The sequence below is a fragment of the Ulvibacter sp. 2305UL32-6 genome, from assembly GCF_058148545.1.
Map to the genome: position 1 here is coordinate 390224 of NZ_JBYVKA010000001.1, position 18144 is coordinate 408367.

The window sequence follows — 18144 nt, forward strand, 5'->3', positions numbered from 1 at the left end:
AAGCATTATAAAATAGCGTTGTGGCTATTCTATAAAGAACGTGATTTTTTCATTACTTTTTCTAAAGGAACTACTAAATCTCTGATAATTTGTTCACCCAAATTGTTATCAATTAAGGCTACCATAATATACTTGCGGTTAGGTCCCCAAACTAATACTGAATCTGAGTGATAATTTTTCCAAGAACCTGATTTTCTAAATAAACGCGCTTTAGGAGCAACTCGATCCAAGGTATTTACAAACTTGTGATGTAGCGCTGGATTCTCCATAATATCTAACATCTCTTTTGAACGCTCCTCATTAATTAGATTTCCCATGGCCAACTGATAGTAAAAGCTACATACCTGTTTTGTTGTTGCTGCGTGACTTAAACCTTTTAAAGGATCTGGATGACGCTTTCCGCCTGCGGCATAACGTTTCCCAACCCAAAGACCACCACCTACCGCTTCGTCATATAGCTGGTGCTGAGGCATACGCAATACGGCTTCGATCTTGTCATATCCAACTCGATCAATCATTCTAGTTGTAGCCTGATTATTAGACTTACTAATCATCAAGCGCATATCAGTTTGGATCTCTTTAGAATCCTTAAGTTCTCCTTTGTCAATAGCATCCATAGCAGCCAATAATACGGCAATCTTTGGCAAACTAGCGGCATACATCATATTTTCATCATTGATACCAGCATACTGAATATCATTCAAATCACTAAGATCAACAATACCAATAGACATCATCTTGTTGTCTATAAGTGATTTCCAAGTCTTGTTGGTGTACAACTCCGTCTCAAGAACAGCTTGTAACTCAGGGCATTGTAATTCCCCAATACGATCTACCTCACCAGTTGATATTGGTAAATCTTGAGCCTTCAAAACAGACCCAAATATGCATGTAAAAATAAATAACAGGGATAAAAATTGTTTGTTGTTCATTGAATTAAAATACAGATTTAAGTTATTAGTATCTAGTGATTTATCACAAAATCAAGCAAATGTATGTTAAAAAAAGATAGCTTTAACTTACTAAACGTTAAATTGTTAGAAGATAGTATTTCAAAGTATACATTTAATTTACATTGAATAAATAAACCTTGTAATACAGCTATTTAGACCTTAAAAATATCGTGATTTCTACAGAAAAATCATGAATGACACCCCTTGTATATAAAGGGTAAATCCCTACAAAATCGCAATCTTTTCATCTAGTTTGAATTTGTACTCTTCGAATACAATAATTCATAAATACAATTTTAAAGAGGCGTAAGCGATAAGCTTGATACGACCTCACATTTAATGAAGTTCCGTGCATAATCGGCCCTGAAAATAAAAGTTAATCATCTTCAATCGATGAGCTCATGATATCATGATTCATTCTCGCTTATCCTAAGCTTTTCGAAGGCACAATAAATTGATTACCTCACCATGTTCGGTGATCCCTCAGAGCTCCGCTCTGAAAACAAAGGATTACCTCACCATGTTCGGTGATCCCTCAGAGCTCCGCTCTGAAAATAAAGGATTACCTCACCATGTTCGGTGATCCCTCAGAGCTCCGCTCCGAAAATAAAGGATTACCTCACCATGTTCGGTGATCCCTCAGAGCTCCGCTCTGAAAATAGAAAACTCGCACTTTTAAATTCAAGCAAGCTTGATTTAACGTGCGAGTTTTCTATTTATTCGTGACCGCGGAGGGATTCAAACCCCCAACCCTCAGAGCCGAAATCTGATGCGCTATTCAGTTGCGCCACGCGGCCAATTATTATTCCGTACTATTCACGGAATCAATATATTTTATGATAATAATTTTTTGACAATGGTAGATATTGTTTTACCATCAGCCTTTCCTGCTAACTTCCCATTTACCATTCCCATTACCTTGCCCATATCTGCCATAGAACTTGCTCCTGTTTGTGCAATTACGCCAACTACAACCTTCTCTACTTCCTCAACACTCATCTGTTCCGGCAAAAATTGCTCAATGACCGCCGCCTCAGCTATTTCAGGATCTGCAAGATCTGCTCTACCTTGTTCCTTGTAAATAGCAGCACTATCTTTACGTTGTTTTACTAGCTTCTGAAGCAACTTCAATTCAGCTTCTTCGGTCAATTCTTCTTTAGCACCTGTTTCGGTTTGCGCCAATAAAATAGCCGACTTAACAGCTCGTAACGCTTGAAGCGTCTGTGCATCTTTCGCTTTCATTGCTACTTTCATAGCAGTCATGACTTCCGTAGATAAACTCATTGTTATGTGTATTATTGGAAGGCGAAGATACCAATAATTAAGGTACTTAAAAACAGAAGTCGGACGAAAATGCTCGTCCGACTTGAAAAAATATAATACAAACTAAACTTAATCTACATTGTCGTGTAAAAATGAATTGTTGCTTCTCAGATCAATATCATCATCATCCGTATTGACAGATGTTCTTGAAATATTAGTATCCCCTGGCTTCTCATCATCTAGCGAAATACCCATACGCTTGTACGCTGGTTGCTTTTCAATATCTTCAATTTTTGATGCGCTATTTCGAAACTTATAATTAAAGTCTTTCATTTTTCTTTTACGCTCCTCAGTACGATCGCGCAATAGCTTAGAAATAGGAGCATTCATAGGGTCCTGAGCATCATTCTCATCAGACTCAGGTGCTTCAGGAGCTTCAATTGTCTTCTTTTCAAAAACAATCTCTTCTTCAGCAACTTCTTTTTTAGCTCCCGGTTTTGCGTTCATAAGAGTGTCTTCCATCTCCTGATAATCATCAAGGCTATAACGTTTAACACCTTCTTTTGACACCTCACTCACGGGTACAACCTCAATGGGGTCATGTACCTCAATTTCTTCCACTGAAGAAGTAATTACTTCGTCAATTTCATCCTCCATTTGTAATTCGTGCCGTGTTGGCTCTTGTTTTTCTGATACCACTTCGGAAGCAGGACTTGTCATATTAACAGGCATGTCAAACATCAACATTTGATCATCGGTATCAGCTGTTTCCTTTATCACTTCTTCTTCCGAAGAAACATCTATAGTGTTTGTACGCTGCACATCAATAACCTCTGTCATGGGTTCTTTCTTCGAGTCAACGATTACAAAATCATTAACATCGATCTCATTAATGATCAATTGCTCGAATTCGGCAAGATGATGAATATTGATCTCTTCATAACTCACATCTATATTTTTTAGCAATTCTGAAGTTTCAACAAAGCCCTCAAAAGGCAAGGTTGTTTGACTTTTTGGTACTGACTTCTCAACAACCGGACGAACTGGCTCAATTTCCTCTTCAAACAAGGTATGGCGAATTACCGGAGCTGGTTTTTCAACTACAGGTTGCTTTTCTGAAGGAATCACGACTTTCCCAGCAGTAGGCTTTGGAGACAAGTCTTGTTCGGCGCGTTGCTCCTCCTCGAGAGTATGAATAATCTTTTTGCTTTCTGTATTGGTGATCTCATGTTGCTGCTCGGCATCAAAACCTGTTGCAATAACCGTTATGCTAATTGCTCCGTCTAAACTTTCGTCTTCACCAACACCCATGATGATGTTTGCGCTATGACCCGCTTCCACTTGAATGTGATCACTGATCTCCCCAATTTCATCAATAGTGATTTCTTCGCTACCACTTACAATTAATAACAGCACGTTTTTAGCGCCGGTAATTTTATTGTCGTTTAACAACGGTGAATCTAGCGCCTTAGTAATAGCATCTTTTGCTCTGTTTCCACCCGTAGCACTTGCACTACCCATAATGGCCGTACCGCTATTTGACAACACTGTCTTAGCATCACGCAAGTCAATGTTTTGCGTGTAGTGATGCGTAATAACTTCTGCGATTCCTCTTGCGGCAGTGGCTAAAACTTCATCTGCCTTTGAGAATCCAGCTTTAAAACCAAGATTTCCGTATACCTCACGAAGCTTGTTATTATTAATAACAACTAACGAATCCACATTTTGACGCAATTTTTCAACCCCGATCTGCGCTTGTTCATTCCTAATTTTACCTTCAAACTGAAACGGAATGGTCACAATTCCAACAGTTAAAATATCCATGTCTTTTGCCATCTTAGCAATGATAGGAGCCGCACCCGTACCTGTACCTCCACCCATTCCAGCGGTGATAAAGATCATTTTGGTATTGCTCGTTAGCATGTTTTTGATCTCTTCCATGCTTTCCACGGCAGATTGCTCACCAACCATAGGATTGGCACCAGCGCCCAAGCCTTCGGTCAAGGACATTCCCAATTGAATTTTATTGGGCACCGAGCTATTTTCAAGCGCCTGTGCATCGGTATTGCAAATAACAAAGTCAACACCTTTGATTCCTTGATTAAACATGTGATTAATGGCATTACTTCCGCCCCCTCCAACACCAATGACCTTGATGACGTTAGATTGGTTCTTTGGCAGATCGAATGCAATATTTTCAAATTCTGAGTTACTGCTCATAGTATTACTTTTGTGAGGTTTCCCCGCTAAAACGGGACATTATATAATTATTTTTATCGGTAACGAATGCCTTATTAGCATTAATTATCTACTTATTTTATTCTGCGTTGTCCAAAAATTCTTTAAACTTTTCAGCCCATTTATCAAAAAATCGTGGTCTAGGTTTAATGTCTTTTTCTTCTTCCTCTTCTTCGGAAATTTGAACCTCCGATGCTTCTGTCGTTCCCACCGTTTCTTGACTAGCGACCTCTTGTTGTGAAGCTACCGCAGATGGTACGCGGTGTTTATTTTCAAGACTGTTCATAACCAATCCTACTGCCGTGGCGTATAGCGGACTCGTAGTTTCACTATCGCTATCACCAGCAAGATGCTCATTGGGATATCCAATTCGTGTATCCATGCCTGTGATATATTCAACCAACTGCTTTAGATGTTGCAATTGTGCACCACCACCCGTTAAAACAATTCCAGCAATAAGCTTTTTCTTTTGTTCTTCGTGACCGTAATTTTTAATCTCAAGATATACTTGCTCGACGATCTCAACAACGCGAGCATGAATGATCTTTGAAAGATTCTTAAGGGTAATCTCTTTGGGTTCACGTCCGCGTAAACCCGGAATTGAAACGATCTCGTTGTCTTTGTTCTCTCCTGGCCAAGCCGATCCAAATTTGATCTTTAATAATTCGGCTTGCTTTTCAATTATTGAACAACCTTCTTTGATGTCTTCGGTGATCACATTTCCACCGAAAGGAATTACTGCAGTATGCCGTATGATACCGTCTTTAAAAATAGCCAGATCTGTGGTCCCACCACCTATATCGATCAATGCTACACCAGCTTCCTTTTCTTCCTGACTAAGAACCGCATTAGCACTTGCCAATGGCTCTAGGGTTATTCCGCTAAGCTCTAGACCCGCGCTTTTAACACAACGCCCAATATTTTTGATCGACGCAACCTGCCCAACCACTACGTGGAAATTAGCTTCCAATCGGCCGCCATACATCCCAACAGGTTCTTTTATTTCTGCTTGTCCATCAACTTTGAAATCTTGAGGAAGCACATGAATAATTTCTTCTCCGGGTAACATAACCAACTTATGAACCTGATTGCAAAGACGATCTATATCGTCAACGTCAATCACTTCATCACTGTTGTTTCGCGTAATGTAGTCACTATGCTGCAAACTTCTAATATGTTGTCCTGCGATCCCTACAACCACATCCTTGATCTTCATCCCAGATGAGGTTTCAGCGTCTTGTACAGCCTGTTGAATAGACTGAATGGTCTGTGTAATGTTATTTACAACGCCACGGTGCACCCCTAGACTTTTAGATTTCCCAATGCCTAAGATCTCTACCTTTCCATATTCATTCTTCTTTCCGATCATGGCAACAATCTTGGTCGTCCCAATGTCCAATCCTACCGCTATATTTTCATTTTCCATGGCTTGTTACTTTTTTGTGGCTACCACTTGGTTTCCAAATTTTAAATCAACCACCTTATAGCCTGTCAAGGTGTTGTCTTGTTTTGTCTTTTGATAAAACGCTTTAAAGTTTTGAAACTTCTTAGCAATGGCCGTTGGTTTACCAAAAAGCACTTTAAAATCGTGCTTTCGCATCTGAAGTGTTACATTTCCTTCAGAAGAAACAACTAAACCTACCACCGTATTTTTCATAAATTGGTCTTCGCGTATCTGCAATAATAACGGTGTTATTGCTGCAAATTGTGTTTCCTTCACACCGGTAACGATAGGCACCCTTGCCGAGTAAACTGATGACAATGGCATTTTTTTTCCATCGGCATCAAGGTAAAAATCTGGCGATGCGGCAACCCTAGCAACAGGATCCCGCTGTTCAATTTTTGCACCCAAAACCCCGTCAACCGTTACAAACACTTCTGCGCCGCGAATCATTGGATCTAACAACAAACGAGACTCCATCTCTTTCAAAACTAAAGTTTCTTTATCGATGCTCGTAACACTATCGATATTTTGTATTAACAATTTATTAACCGCGCTAAGTGTGATAAAAGGATCATTTTCATCCATAAATTTCACATCTATTTTACTCAACTTGCGCACTTCATTTCGCTGTTTTGTAAAGCCGAATAGCAGGATAATAAATCCTGTTAATGCCAAAAATTTTATGATGCCCCAATTAATCTTCATTGCTCAAAATTTTGACTACTTGTTCTACTTCAGCTCCAATGTCTCCAGCTCCAACCATTAATTTAATTTTGGAAGAAGAGGCTTTTAAAACCGAAGCCAGTTTTTCTTTTTGCACTAAACTTTTTTCTTCCGAAGAAATCATCTCTAACAACCATGCAGATGTAATGCCTGCAATAGGCGCTTCACGAGCTGGATAGATATCTAACAAGATTACTTCGTCAAATTGCGACAAACTTTCAGCAAAGCCAGCGGCAAAATCACGGGTTCTACTAAACAAATGTGGTTGAAAAACAATTTGTTTTTTATCTGAAGGATACATTTCAGAGACCGCTTGATATAGCGCATTTAACTCTGTTGGATGATGCGCATAGTCATCAATGAGAACTAGATCATCTCTTCTAATTCGATACGAAAATCTGCGCTGAACCCCTTTAAATGTTTTAAGTGCACTAGGCAGGCCATCTAGCGGTGCTCCCACTAAAATGGCCATTCCTAATGCTGTGACAGCATTATGTAGGTTATGATGTCCGGGCAGATAAAATTGTAAATCGGTTAAGGTGTGTTTGGGTGTTTTTAAGTCGAATAGATAAGCGCCATTTTCAATACGCACATTCCGTGCTTCAAAATCGGCTTCATCTTCAATCGCCACGGTTTGTCCATTTAAAGGCAACCCTTTTCTATGCAATAGATGCTTTTTGTTTTTTACTAATGCAGCAAATTCAATAAAAGCATTTTCTAATGTATCAGCATCTCCGTAGATATCTAAATGGTCAGCATCCATAGAAGTAACACTTGCGATATTTGGTTGTAAACTGAGGAAAGAGCGATCAAATTCATCTGCTTCAACTACTGTTATCTCGGTTCCTTTGCTAATGAAATTAGAATGATAGTTTTCTGCAATTCCACCTAAAAAAGCAGTTACAGGCATGTTGCAAGCAGCCAACAAATGACCTAAGATCGCAGAAGTAGTTGTTTTACCATGTGTTCCAGCCACCGCGAGGCAAGTAGAGTTTTTAGTTACTTCGCCTAGCAAACCTGCGCGTTTTACAACAAGGTACATATTAGTCAAAAAGTAGGACAGCAAGGTATTCGAACTTGGAATGGCTGGTGTGTACACTATCAACACATTTTCTTCGCTTAAAGCCCATTTTGGCAATACCTTTATGTTGTCTTCAAAAGTCACAGCAATTCCTTCTGTGAGCAGTGCATTTGTCACAGCACTTGGCGTTTTATCGTAACCTGCAACTTCTTTACCCAAAAGTTTCATATATCGAGCCAACGCACTCATGCCTATTCCGCCGATACCAACGAAGTAACAATATTGTATTTTGTCCATCTCAATCATTTCTTTTGAATCAATAAGGTTTCTATTTCATTTACGATATCACGTGTAGCATTTGGTTTAGCAAGTTTTTTTATGTTTTCTGAAAAGCGACGTTTCAGATCATCATCTTGCAATAACCGTTGTAACTCGCTTTTAAATTTTATATCGGCATCAACTTCAGGGAGCAAAATAGCAGCATCTTTTTCTGCGATACTTTTAGCATTCTTTGTTTGATGGTCTTCAGTAACGTTGGGTGATGGAATAAAGATCACAGGTTTACCAACTAAACACAGCTCAGAAACCGAAAGGGCTCCTGCTCGCGAAATGATCACATCTGCAGCGGCATAAGCTAGATCCATTCTATTTATAAAAGCATGTACCTGAATGTTTCCTCCATTACGATCTGCGTACTGTTCTTGGTAGAATTTTCCGCATTGCCAGATCACTTGCACCTCATGATCCCTAAAAAATGGAAGCGTTTCATCAACCAATTGATTAATCTTTCGGGCACCTAAACTTCCCCCTAAGACTAAAATTGTTTTTTTTGAAGCATCCAGCTTAAAAAAACGATTTGCTTCTTCTCTTTTTTCCGATACGTCGAGTAAATCTTGACGCACAGGATTACCTGTCATTACAATCTTTTCCGACGGAAAAAATCTGCTCATTCCTTCATAGGCAACACAAATCTTTTGAACCGTCTTACTAAGCCATTTATTAGTAATTCCTGCATGACTGTTTTGTTCTTGTATTAAACAAGGAATTTTTTTCATAGAGGCAACACGTAATAAAGGCGCGCTTGCATAACCACCAGTTCCAATAGCCACATCAGGTTTAAATTGTTTAATAATTTTTCTTGAACGCGATAAACTCGACATTAACTTTAATGGAAACGCTAAATTTTTTAAAGTTAGATTTCTTTGCAAACCGGCGATCCACAGACCTTTTATGTCATAACCAGCCTGCGGCACCTTTTGCATTTCCATGCGATCTTGAGCTCCCACAAATAAAAACTCAGCCTCTGGATACCTTACTTTAAGCTCATTGGCAATAGCAATAGCCGGGTAGATATGACCACCGGTTCCTCCTCCACTTATTATGAATTTATAATGCTTCACTTAATATATCTAACGGGTTTTCTTCCTGTTCTTCTTTTATAATAGGTTCGCGTTTTGCACTAACACTTAATACCATTCCCAATGCCAAACACGTCATCCAGATCGAAGTTCCTCCACTACTAATTAGAGGCAATGTTTGCCCAGTAACGGGAAATAATTCTACAGCAACCGCCATATTGATAAGCGCCTGAAATACAATGGGTATTCCAACACCAATTACCAGCAGTTTCCCGAACATACTTTCTGTCTTATGCGCCACAACCAATAGTCTAAATAGCAACATGAGATATAAAAACATCAAGAATAGTCCTCCTAAAAGCCCGAACTCTTCAACGATGATGGCGTAAATAAAATCTGATGATGACTGTGGCAAAAAGTTTTTCTGAATACTCTTTCCTGGGCCTAAACCTGAAATTCCACCCGAGGCAATAGCTATTTTAGCCTTTTCAATTTGATAATCGGCTTCCGTATCTTCACTGTCAACAAAACTATCTATTCTGCTTATCCAGGTATCTACACGATTAGGAAAAACACCGGGAAACGCTTTTGCAGTAAGCACAAATAAGGTTAACATCAAAAGACCGGCACCCAATATAATTCCTAAATACTTTAAGGGATAGCCTCCAACAAAAACTAACAAGGTCACCATGGCAAAAATGATAGCCGCGGTTGAAAAGTTCGCTGGAAGAATAAGCGCTAGTACTGCAAATACAGGTAACCAAAGAGGCAATAATGTCTCCTTAAACGAAACCTCCTTGTCTTTAATTCTAGATAAATAACGTGCAACATAAGCCATTAAAACCACTGCCGCCAAGGTAGAGGTTTGAAACGTCACGCCCACAAATGGCACACGAATCCAACGACTCGCATTTGCGCCATCGATTGTAGTTCCTTGTGCCATGGTAACCAACAATAAAACCACCACTACAGGTAAAGCAATTATAGATAAGCCACGGAAATAGTGATATGGGATCTTATGCACCCCATATAAAATTGAAAAGCCCAACAGCAAATGGGCCAAATGCTTCAATAGAAATTTAAAGGTACTTCCATCTCCATAGAGGTACGCCAAGTTGCTACTTGCGCTATAAACGGGCAAAAAAGAAAATAACGCCAATAGGCCCGCAACTGCCCAAATAACGCGATCTCCCTGTATGTTACCGAATATACTTTTCATTTTCCTTGATTGTTTTTATCGTATTTTATAGATTTCTAACAGCTTCTTTAAACTGTCTTCCACGATCCTCATAGTTCTCAAATAAGTCAAAACTGGCACATGCTGGGCTTAAAAGCACAGTATTATTTCGTTGGGCGAGTTTATAAGCAACCTTGATTGCTTCTTGCATTCCAGCGGTTTCAACGATGATATCTACTACATTCCCAAACTGATTCTTGATCTTTTCGTTATCAAGTCCGAGGCAAATAATGGCAGTTACTTTTTCTCGTACAAGTGGAAGCAGCTCTGTATAATCATTCCCTTTATCAACTCCTCCAACAATCCAAACAGTAGGTGTTTCCATGCTGTCTAAAGCATAGAATGTCGCATTTACGTTTGTGGCTTTAGAATCGTTGATGTACATCACGTTATTGATCTTCAAGACCTTTTCTAGGCGATGCTCTACTCCGTGAAAACTTTCTAAACATTCACGAATGGTTGTCTTCCTAATTTTCAATAATGTCGCTATGGTGGAAGCAGCCATGGCATTTTTCTGATTGTGCTGTCCTTGAATTCCTAGTGTTGCGATTGGCATAGTAAATGGGTTGTTATCAATTATTATTGTTATTTGTTTGTTGTTTATAAATGCGCCTTTTTCTAATTTTCTTTTTACAGAAAAAGGCAGTAATTGTGCTTTAACTGGGTTGGCTTCGAGCCAGGTATTTATTTCCTCATCGTCGGCATCATAGATGAAATAATCATCTGCCGTTTGGTTCATCGCAATTCTAAATTTTGAAGCGATATAGTTATTATATTTTCCATCGTATCGATCCAAATGATCCGGACTTAAATTGGTGAGCACTGCAATATGCGGTGCAAACGTTTCAATTCCATCTAATTGGAAACTGCTTAATTCAAGCACAAAGCTGTCGTAGGTTTCTTCAGCCACTTGCTCAGCAAAACTCTTTCCTATATTTCCTCCAAGCGCCACATTCAATCCGCCTTGCTTTAATATTTCATATGCTAGGGTTGCTGTTGTTGTTTTACCGTTACTACCTGTAATACCAATCAGCGTCGCTTTTGTAAATTCTGAAGCAAACTCTATTTCAGAAATAACACGAATACCCTTTTCCTTAAGTTTTTTAACTATTGGCGCTGTATCTGGAATGCCGGGACTTTTCATTACCACATCTGCCATTAGTATTTTTTCTTCGGAATGACCTTTTTCTTCCCAATCAAAACCGTTATGTATAAGAACTTGTTTGTACGTTTCCTTTATATTTCCGAAGTCAGATACAAAAACATTGTAGTCTTTCTTCTTTGCCAAAATTGCCGTTCCAACGCCACTCTCTCCTGCTCCTAAAATGACACATAGCTTCTTCATATCTCAACTCTTTTCAACGCATATGCGTCAAATACCTTATCTAATTTTTAAGGTTACAACAGTTAGGATGGCCAGAAAAATTCCGACAATCCAAAACCGTGTTACTATTTTACTTTCGTGAAAACCCGATTTCTGATAATGATGATGCAATGGCGACATTTTAAATATGCGTCGTCCCGTTCCATACTTTTTTCGCGTGTATTTAAACCAAGTCACCTGCATCATAACCGATAATATTTCTATAAAGAAAATTCCGCAGAGAATAGGAATCAACAATTCTTTCCTGATTATAATGGCTATTACCGCAATGATCCCACCAATAGTAAGACTTCCGGTGTCTCCCATAAAGACTTGTGCGGGATAGGTGTTGTACCATAAAAAACCAATAAGTGCACCGACAAAAGCCGTGATAAAAATGGTCACTTCCCCGGTATTTGGGATATACATTACGTTCAAATAATCTGAGAAAACCACATTCCCGGAAACCCACGCAAATAGCGCGAGCGTAATAGCAATGATGGCAGAAGTCCCCGCCGCCAAGCCATCAATACCGTCAGTGAGATTAGCACCATTGGAAACCGCTGTAATAATAAAGATGACAATAGGGATAAATATTAACCAGATATAATCTTTATATCCGTCGCCTGCCCATGAAATGAGGGTTTCGTAATTGAATTCGTTTGCTTTAACAAAAGGTATGGTTGTTAGTAAGGCTTTTTCTTCGGGATAAAACTCTCGTGGCGAATTTTGTGTGATCAACTCGGTTGAATTCACCGGATTCACCTTTTCTCGTTTTACCGTGACATCGGGATGGAAATACATCACAGCACCCACAAAAACACCCAGACCTACCTGACCAATTACCTTGAATTTTCCTGGCAATCCTGCCTTGTCATTTTTAAATTTCTTGAGATAATCATCAATAAAGCCAATGATCCCCATCCAAATAGTGGTTACAATCAACATGATGACGTAAATGTTTTCCAACTTTGCGAATAACAAAACAGGAATCAAAGTTGCTAGAATAATAATGATACCACCCATGGTTGGAGTACCTGCTTTTTCAATTTGCCCCGCTAATCCAAGATCGCGAATGGTTTCACCCATCTGTTTGCGCTGTAATATGCGAATGATCTTTTTACCGAAAATAGTAGCAATGAATAAGGATAGAATAATGGCCAAAGCCGCGCGAAATGTTATAAACTGAAACAAACTCGCTCCCGGCAATTGATATTCTTTCTCTAAAAATTCAAACAAATAGTATAGCATCTTACTTATTTAGGGCTGTTAATATTTGAGTTACCGTTTTAAAATCATCAAAATCGAAGCGTTCTCCATTGATCTCTTGGTAAGTTTCATGACCCTTACCAGCTATCAGAATAATATCTTTATCACTTGCTAATTGACAAGCAGTTTTTATAGCTTGCCTCCTGTCGGTAATAGACATTGTTTTTTTGTAATCGGTAGGCGAAACGCCAGCTTCGATCTGTTCAATAATAGACTCCGGATTTTCTGTACGTGGATTGTCACTGGTAAATATGACCTTGGTGCTCAGTTGTGCGGCTATATTCCCCATTTTTGGACGCTTAGCATTGTCACGATCGCCTCCACAACCAACTACTGTGATCAATTCTTCGTTTCCAGTTCGAATGGCATTAATAGTTTCCAATACATTTTTTAAAGCATCTGGCGTATGTGCGTAATCAACGATAGCCGTAATATTTTTAGGAGAAACGATATATTGAAATCTTCCGTCAACACTTTCCAACGTGCTCAATAACCGAAGGATCTCTATCTGCTCTAAACCTAAAAGATCTGCAGTAGCGTAAATCGCTAACACATTATAAGCGTTAAAATTTCCGATTAGTTTAACCCAAATTTCATGATTGTTTAAATTTAATAGCAATCCGCCAAATTGATTCTCCAAAATCCTCGCTTTGTAATCGGCTACTGTTTTTAATGCATAGGTGTATTGTTTTGCTTTTGTATTTTGTAGCATCACCTCGCCATTCTTATCGTCTATATTCACCAAGGCAAATGCTTGCTTCGGAAGCTGATCGAAAAACAACTTCTTTACATCTCGATATTCCTTGAAATCTTTGTGATAATCGAGATGATCATGTGATAAATTTGTAAATATCCCTCCCCGAAATTGAAGCCCTTCTGTTCTTTTTTGATGAATTCCATGCGAACTAACCTCCATAAAACAAAATTCAACACCCGTATCAACCATTTGACGTAAATACCTGTTGATGGTTAATGAATCTGGCGTCGTATGCGTTGACGGATATGTATTTTTACCAACCCGAATTCGAACGGTAGAAAGCAATCCTACTTCGTAACCAGCATCTGTAAAAAGATTAAATAATAAGGTTGCTATGGTTGTCTTCCCATTAGTTCCCGTGACCCCAATGAGTTGTAATTCTTCCGAAGGATTTCCGTAGAAATTAGCAGCCATCATTGCCAAGGCTTGCTGACTGTTAGCCACTTGCACATAGGTAATTCCGTTTACCAATTCATCTGGCAATTCTTCACAAACAATTGCAAGTGCACCTTGATCTACAGCTTTCTTTATAAATGAATGCCCGTCACTTTGCGTGCCTCGAATAGCAACAAACACATCATCTAAACCTACCAATCTGCTGTCGAAATGAATTTCGCGTATGGACGCTGCTGTGCTGCCTACGATCTTTTCGAGGGTTACCTTATACAGTATGTCTTTTAGTAGCGTCACGATAATTGTAATGTTATTTCTTGTCCTTTTTTATAACTTTCTCCGGAAGGGATCGACTGACTCGTAACACTTCCATTTCCAACTATACGTACTTTAAGACCTAGGTTTTCAAGAAGCGAAACTGCGTCCATTCCGGCCATTCCTTTTAAATTGGGTAATTTCTGAAAGTGCTTCCGGGCATTTTCATAATATTTATCATAATCTGATACCATTGCGGGATCCTCAGCCTCAATATTATTCAACTCGGTTTTCAATGGCGAATCTGTAAATATTTTTTGCGCAATTCTCTTAAACACCGGACCGGTAACGTCTGCGCCGTAATAGCCCTTTTTAGTGCTTGGCTTATGAATGACAACAATGCAAGAATACTTCGGATTCTCAGCAGGAAAATATCCAGCGAAAGAAGACACATACTTTCTGTCCTTTATCCATTGATCAAAGTTGGCATATTCTGTTCGTGCTGTCCCTGTTTTACCTGCCATCGAAAAATTTTCAGAATACAAACTCTTTCCCGTACCTCGTTTTACGATATTTTTCAGAATATCTTGCACTTGACTAATTGTACCTTCGGAAGCAATTTGATCTTCTATCACCTCTACGTCCATTTTCTCAATAGTCTGGTTCCACGCACGGATTTCCTTAATAAATTGAGGCTTAACCATGGTACCGTCATTAGCGATCGCATTGTAAAATGTGAGAATCTGCAAGGGCGTTAGCCGAAGATTATAACCATAAGCCATTGACGGCAGTGCATTTCTACTCCAGTTATCGTCACCATCCTGAGGAATATTAGGCTTCCCTTCTCCCTTAATAGGTATCCCTATTTTTTCATTTAGATGCCAACTTCTCACCTTATCGGTAAATTGCTTTGGATTGTCTTTATAGGCTTCATTGATCAAACGCGCCATACCTATATTGGAAGAAACTTCCAAGGCACGCGCCGCAGATATTTCACCATAACCACGCCCCGAATCATTAATATTTCGTCCGTATAAACGAAAAGTTCCGTTTTGGGTATCCACAACGGTCGATGTGTCGATCTTTTTAGCCTCCAGCGCAACTGTCATGGCAACGGTTTTAAACGTTGAGCCAGGTTCAGACGACTCGCCTACGGCATAATTAAGTCGTTCGTAATAACCACCACGCTTGCCTTTTCCTAGGTTTGAAACGGCCTTAATCTCACCTGTAGCAACCTCCATCACTATCACGCAACCGTGATCTGCCTCATAGTATTCTAATTGTTTTAATAATGCGTGATGCGCGATATCCTGCATATTTACATTAATGGTAGAGATCACATCATAACCATCCTGCGGCTCAATTTCGTTATCGTCGTAAACTGGTTTCCACTGACCTTTAGCAATTTTTTGCTTTAAGCGATGCCCTTCCTTGCCATTCAATTGTTTGTGAAATGCACCTTCGAGCCCTACCGCATAGTAACCTGGGTTTTCGCGGTCTTCATTACCCACCAAACGTTCGGCAATTTTACCCAAAGGATGTTCGCGTACAGTTCGTTGTTCAACAATAATTCCACCCATATAAGGACCTTTTCTGAAGAGCGGCATATTCTTCACCTGAATATAATCTGAATAACCTAAATTTTTCGCTACCAACAAATACCGGTTTTTATTAGCACGGGCCTTTCTAAGGATATTTTGATAGTAGGAGTTAGATTTTCCAAACTTTTTGCTGAGTGCTTTTGATAAAGGAACGAGCTGTTCTTTAAAATCTTCGGAAGAAACTGTTACGGCATCGAAACGGATATCGTATTTAGGCACTGAACTCGCCAAAAGGCTTCCATCATCTGAATAAATATTACCTCGATTCGCAGGAATGGTAAAATTTTTGGTCGTGTTTTTAAGTGCGAGTTCACGGTAGGCGTCGCCCTCAATAAACTGGATATTGCCCAACTTTACTGCAATAGCAATGGCAAAGATGAACATGCATCCAGCCACAATATACAAACGGTTCAATATGTTTTTCTCTCCTACTGCCAAAGCTTACTTCTTTGCTATAATTTTTATTTTCTGCGGAGGTGTTTCCGAAGGCATCAATCCGCGTTTTGCCATCGCTATGGAAATTCGGCTTTCCATTTTAAGTTGCATTAATTGCTTCCTCACATCCAAATATTCACTTTTTAACTCTTTTACATCATTACTCAATTTAGCGATGCGATGTACTTTTTTATCAGCCGTATGTGAACTTCCGATCATCACAAGAGCTAAAACCGAAAGAAAAATGATAAAGCGCCAATTCTTTAGTGCGTCGTCGCTCACTAAAAACTTTCCCTTGATGATATTGTAAAACCCTTGTTTCAATATTACTTCTTAATTTTTTCAGCAACTCTAAGCTTGGCACTGCGAGCCCTGTTATTCGCTTTTATTTCTTCTTCGGAAGGGATAATAAACTTCCCAACCGGCTTTAATGGCACTTCCACTCTTCCGAAGACATCTTTCTCCGGCTCACCTTCAAATAGACCATTCTTCATAAATCTTTTAACCAGACGGTCTTCTAATGAATGGTAACTTATCAAGCTCAAGCGACCACCAGGTTTTAAAACTTCAATGGTTTGCAACAAAAACTCTTTGAGCGCATCAAGCTCTTGGTTCACTTCAATACGAATGGCTTGATAGATCTGCGCCAGTATTTTGTTTTCTCGATGCTTCGGAAGAAAGCGACCTAATGCTTTTTTAAGTTGTTCACTCGATTTTATAGGTCCGTCTTTTCGAGCCTCCATGATCACGCGAGCCATCCCTGCTGCTGCTCGTAACTCACCATATTGAAAAAGCACAGACCGTAATTGTGATTCTTCGTATTTATTGATTACATCATAAGCCGAAAATGGGCTTGTCTGATCCATTCTCATATCAAGATCGGCTTCGAAACGTGTTGAAAATCCACGTTCAGCAACATCAAATTGGTGAGACGACACTCCAAAATCACCTAAAATACCGTCTACTTCATTAATTCCGTGGAAACGCAAAAAGCGTTTAAGAAATCTAAAATTTTCATTGATCAGCAAAAACCTAGGATCGTCAATAGCATTATCTAAGGCATCTGTATCCTGATCAAAAGCTATTAGCCTCCCCTTTTCCCCCAACCTGCTGAGGATTTCTCTTGAATGTCCGCCGCCGCCAAAAGTGACATCCACGTAGATCCCATCAGGATGGATGTTTAAACCTTCAACTGTTTCGGCTAAAAGAACCGGATTATGATATTTCATTTGTAGCGTCTGCATCGCCCATTACCTCTTCTGCCAAATTTGCGAAGTCGCTGGCAGCATCATCAATGGCCTGTTCATACTTTTCTTTATCCCAAACCTCCACAATATTGATAGCTGTGGAGATCACAATTTCTTTGCTGATCCCAGCAAAAGCCGCAAGATCTTTAGGAATATTGAGGCGTCCGGTACCGTCTAGCTCAACTGTTTTTACGCCAGCAGTAAACCTGCGGATAAAGTCGTTGTTCTTCCTATTGAAACGGTTCAACTGACCCATCTTAGCCATAAGCTCATTCCACTCCTCCATTGGATACAATTCAAGACATGGTTGAAACACAGCACGCTTGATCACGAAGCCAGAACTAGCAACTGGCGCTAATTGCTTTTTTAAAGCAGTAGGCACCATGACCCGCCCTTTGACGTCAGCTTTGCATTCGTATGTCCCTATTAGATTGAGCATGAGGATCTTCCTAATTCATCTTGATTGATTCAAATATAGCTACTTTTTACCACTTTTTACCACATTTTACCACAATGTTGATAAGTTTTACCACTCCTTAGTCATTCAGCAATAAGTAATCAGTGTATATTATTGATTTTCAATAAGC

15 protein-coding genes and 1 tRNA gene are annotated in these 18144 nt (G+C 39.4%); all 16 read right to left on the reverse strand.

Annotated elements, in window-relative coordinates; genetic code table 11:
- Positions 1-29: 29 nt before the first annotated feature.
- Positions 30-932 (reverse strand): serine hydrolase, encoded by a 903-nt coding sequence (locus ACY2RU_RS01895; RefSeq protein ID WP_490136711.1) that lies wholly within the window; start codon positions 930-932, stop codon positions 30-32.
- A 744-nt stretch (positions 933-1676) separates the two neighbouring features.
- Positions 1677-1750, reverse strand: a tRNA-Arg gene (locus tag ACY2RU_RS01900).
- 37 nt (positions 1751-1787) lie between these two features.
- Complete coding sequence (locus ACY2RU_RS01905) at positions 1788-2237, reverse strand: GatB/YqeY domain-containing protein (protein WP_490136712.1); 450 nt, start codon at positions 2235-2237, stop codon at positions 1788-1790.
- Between the two features lie 108 nt (positions 2238-2345).
- Positions 2346-4436, reverse strand: coding sequence for a cell division protein FtsZ (ftsZ, locus tag ACY2RU_RS01910; RefSeq protein WP_490136713.1), 2091 nt, complete (start codon positions 4434-4436; stop codon positions 2346-2348).
- A 97-nt stretch (positions 4437-4533) separates the two neighbouring features.
- Entirely contained in the window at positions 4534-5880 is a 1347-nt protein-coding gene (ftsA, locus tag ACY2RU_RS01915; RefSeq protein WP_490136714.1) for a cell division protein FtsA, read from the reverse strand.
- Positions 5881-5886: 6 nt separating this feature from the next.
- Positions 5887-6603, reverse strand: a complete 717-nt coding sequence (locus ACY2RU_RS01920) for a cell division protein FtsQ/DivIB (RefSeq protein WP_490136715.1) — start codon at positions 6601-6603, stop codon at positions 5887-5889.
- A complete protein-coding gene (locus ACY2RU_RS01925; protein ID WP_490137460.1) occupies positions 6593-7945 on the reverse strand; it encodes a UDP-N-acetylmuramate--L-alanine ligase in 1353 nt (450 codons plus the stop codon). The genes ACY2RU_RS01920 and ACY2RU_RS01925 overlap by 11 nt, the downstream gene beginning before the upstream one ends.
- Entirely contained in the window at positions 7945-9042 is a 1098-nt protein-coding gene (gene murG / locus ACY2RU_RS01930; RefSeq protein ID WP_490136716.1) for an undecaprenyldiphospho-muramoylpentapeptide beta-N-acetylglucosaminyltransferase, read from the reverse strand. The genes ACY2RU_RS01925 and murG overlap by 1 nt, the downstream gene beginning before the upstream one ends.
- The gene (locus tag ACY2RU_RS01935) at positions 9029-10219 is read right to left on the reverse strand and encodes an FtsW/RodA/SpoVE family cell cycle protein (protein WP_490136717.1); all 1191 of its coding nucleotides are present in this window, start codon (positions 10217-10219) and stop codon (positions 9029-9031) included. The genes murG and ACY2RU_RS01935 overlap by 14 nt, the downstream gene beginning before the upstream one ends.
- A gap of 25 nt (positions 10220-10244) precedes the next feature.
- Complete coding sequence (murD, locus tag ACY2RU_RS01940; protein WP_490136718.1) at positions 10245-11582, reverse strand: UDP-N-acetylmuramoyl-L-alanine--D-glutamate ligase; 1338 nt, start codon at positions 11580-11582, stop codon at positions 10245-10247.
- Between the two features lie 36 nt (positions 11583-11618).
- Positions 11619-12851 carry a phospho-N-acetylmuramoyl-pentapeptide-transferase gene (mraY, locus tag ACY2RU_RS01945; protein ID WP_490136719.1) on the reverse strand — a complete coding sequence of 411 codons (1233 nt, stop codon included), beginning with the start codon at positions 12849-12851 and terminating at the stop codon, positions 11619-11621.
- 1 nt (position 12852) lies between these two features.
- The gene (locus ACY2RU_RS01950; RefSeq protein WP_490136720.1) at positions 12853-14316 is read right to left on the reverse strand and encodes a UDP-N-acetylmuramoyl-L-alanyl-D-glutamate--2,6-diaminopimelate ligase; all 1464 of its coding nucleotides are present in this window, start codon (positions 14314-14316) and stop codon (positions 12853-12855) included.
- Complete coding sequence (locus ACY2RU_RS01955) at positions 14313-16313, reverse strand: penicillin-binding protein (protein ID WP_490136721.1); 2001 nt, start codon at positions 16311-16313, stop codon at positions 14313-14315. Before ACY2RU_RS01955 ends, ACY2RU_RS01950 begins: the two co-directional genes overlap by 4 nt.
- Positions 16314-16316: 3 nt before the next feature.
- Complete coding sequence (locus ACY2RU_RS01960; protein WP_490136722.1) at positions 16317-16634, reverse strand: FtsL-like putative cell division protein; 318 nt, start codon at positions 16632-16634, stop codon at positions 16317-16319.
- 2 nt (positions 16635-16636) lie between these two features.
- On the reverse strand, positions 16637-17539 hold the full coding sequence (rsmH, locus tag ACY2RU_RS01965; protein ID WP_490136723.1) for a 16S rRNA (cytosine(1402)-N(4))-methyltransferase RsmH: 903 nt from the start codon (positions 17537-17539) through the stop codon (positions 16637-16639).
- Positions 17526-17996, reverse strand: a complete 471-nt coding sequence (gene mraZ, locus ACY2RU_RS01970; protein WP_490136724.1) for a division/cell wall cluster transcriptional repressor MraZ — start codon at positions 17994-17996, stop codon at positions 17526-17528. The genes rsmH and mraZ overlap by 14 nt, the downstream gene beginning before the upstream one ends.
- Positions 17997-18144: the final 148 nt, after the last annotated feature.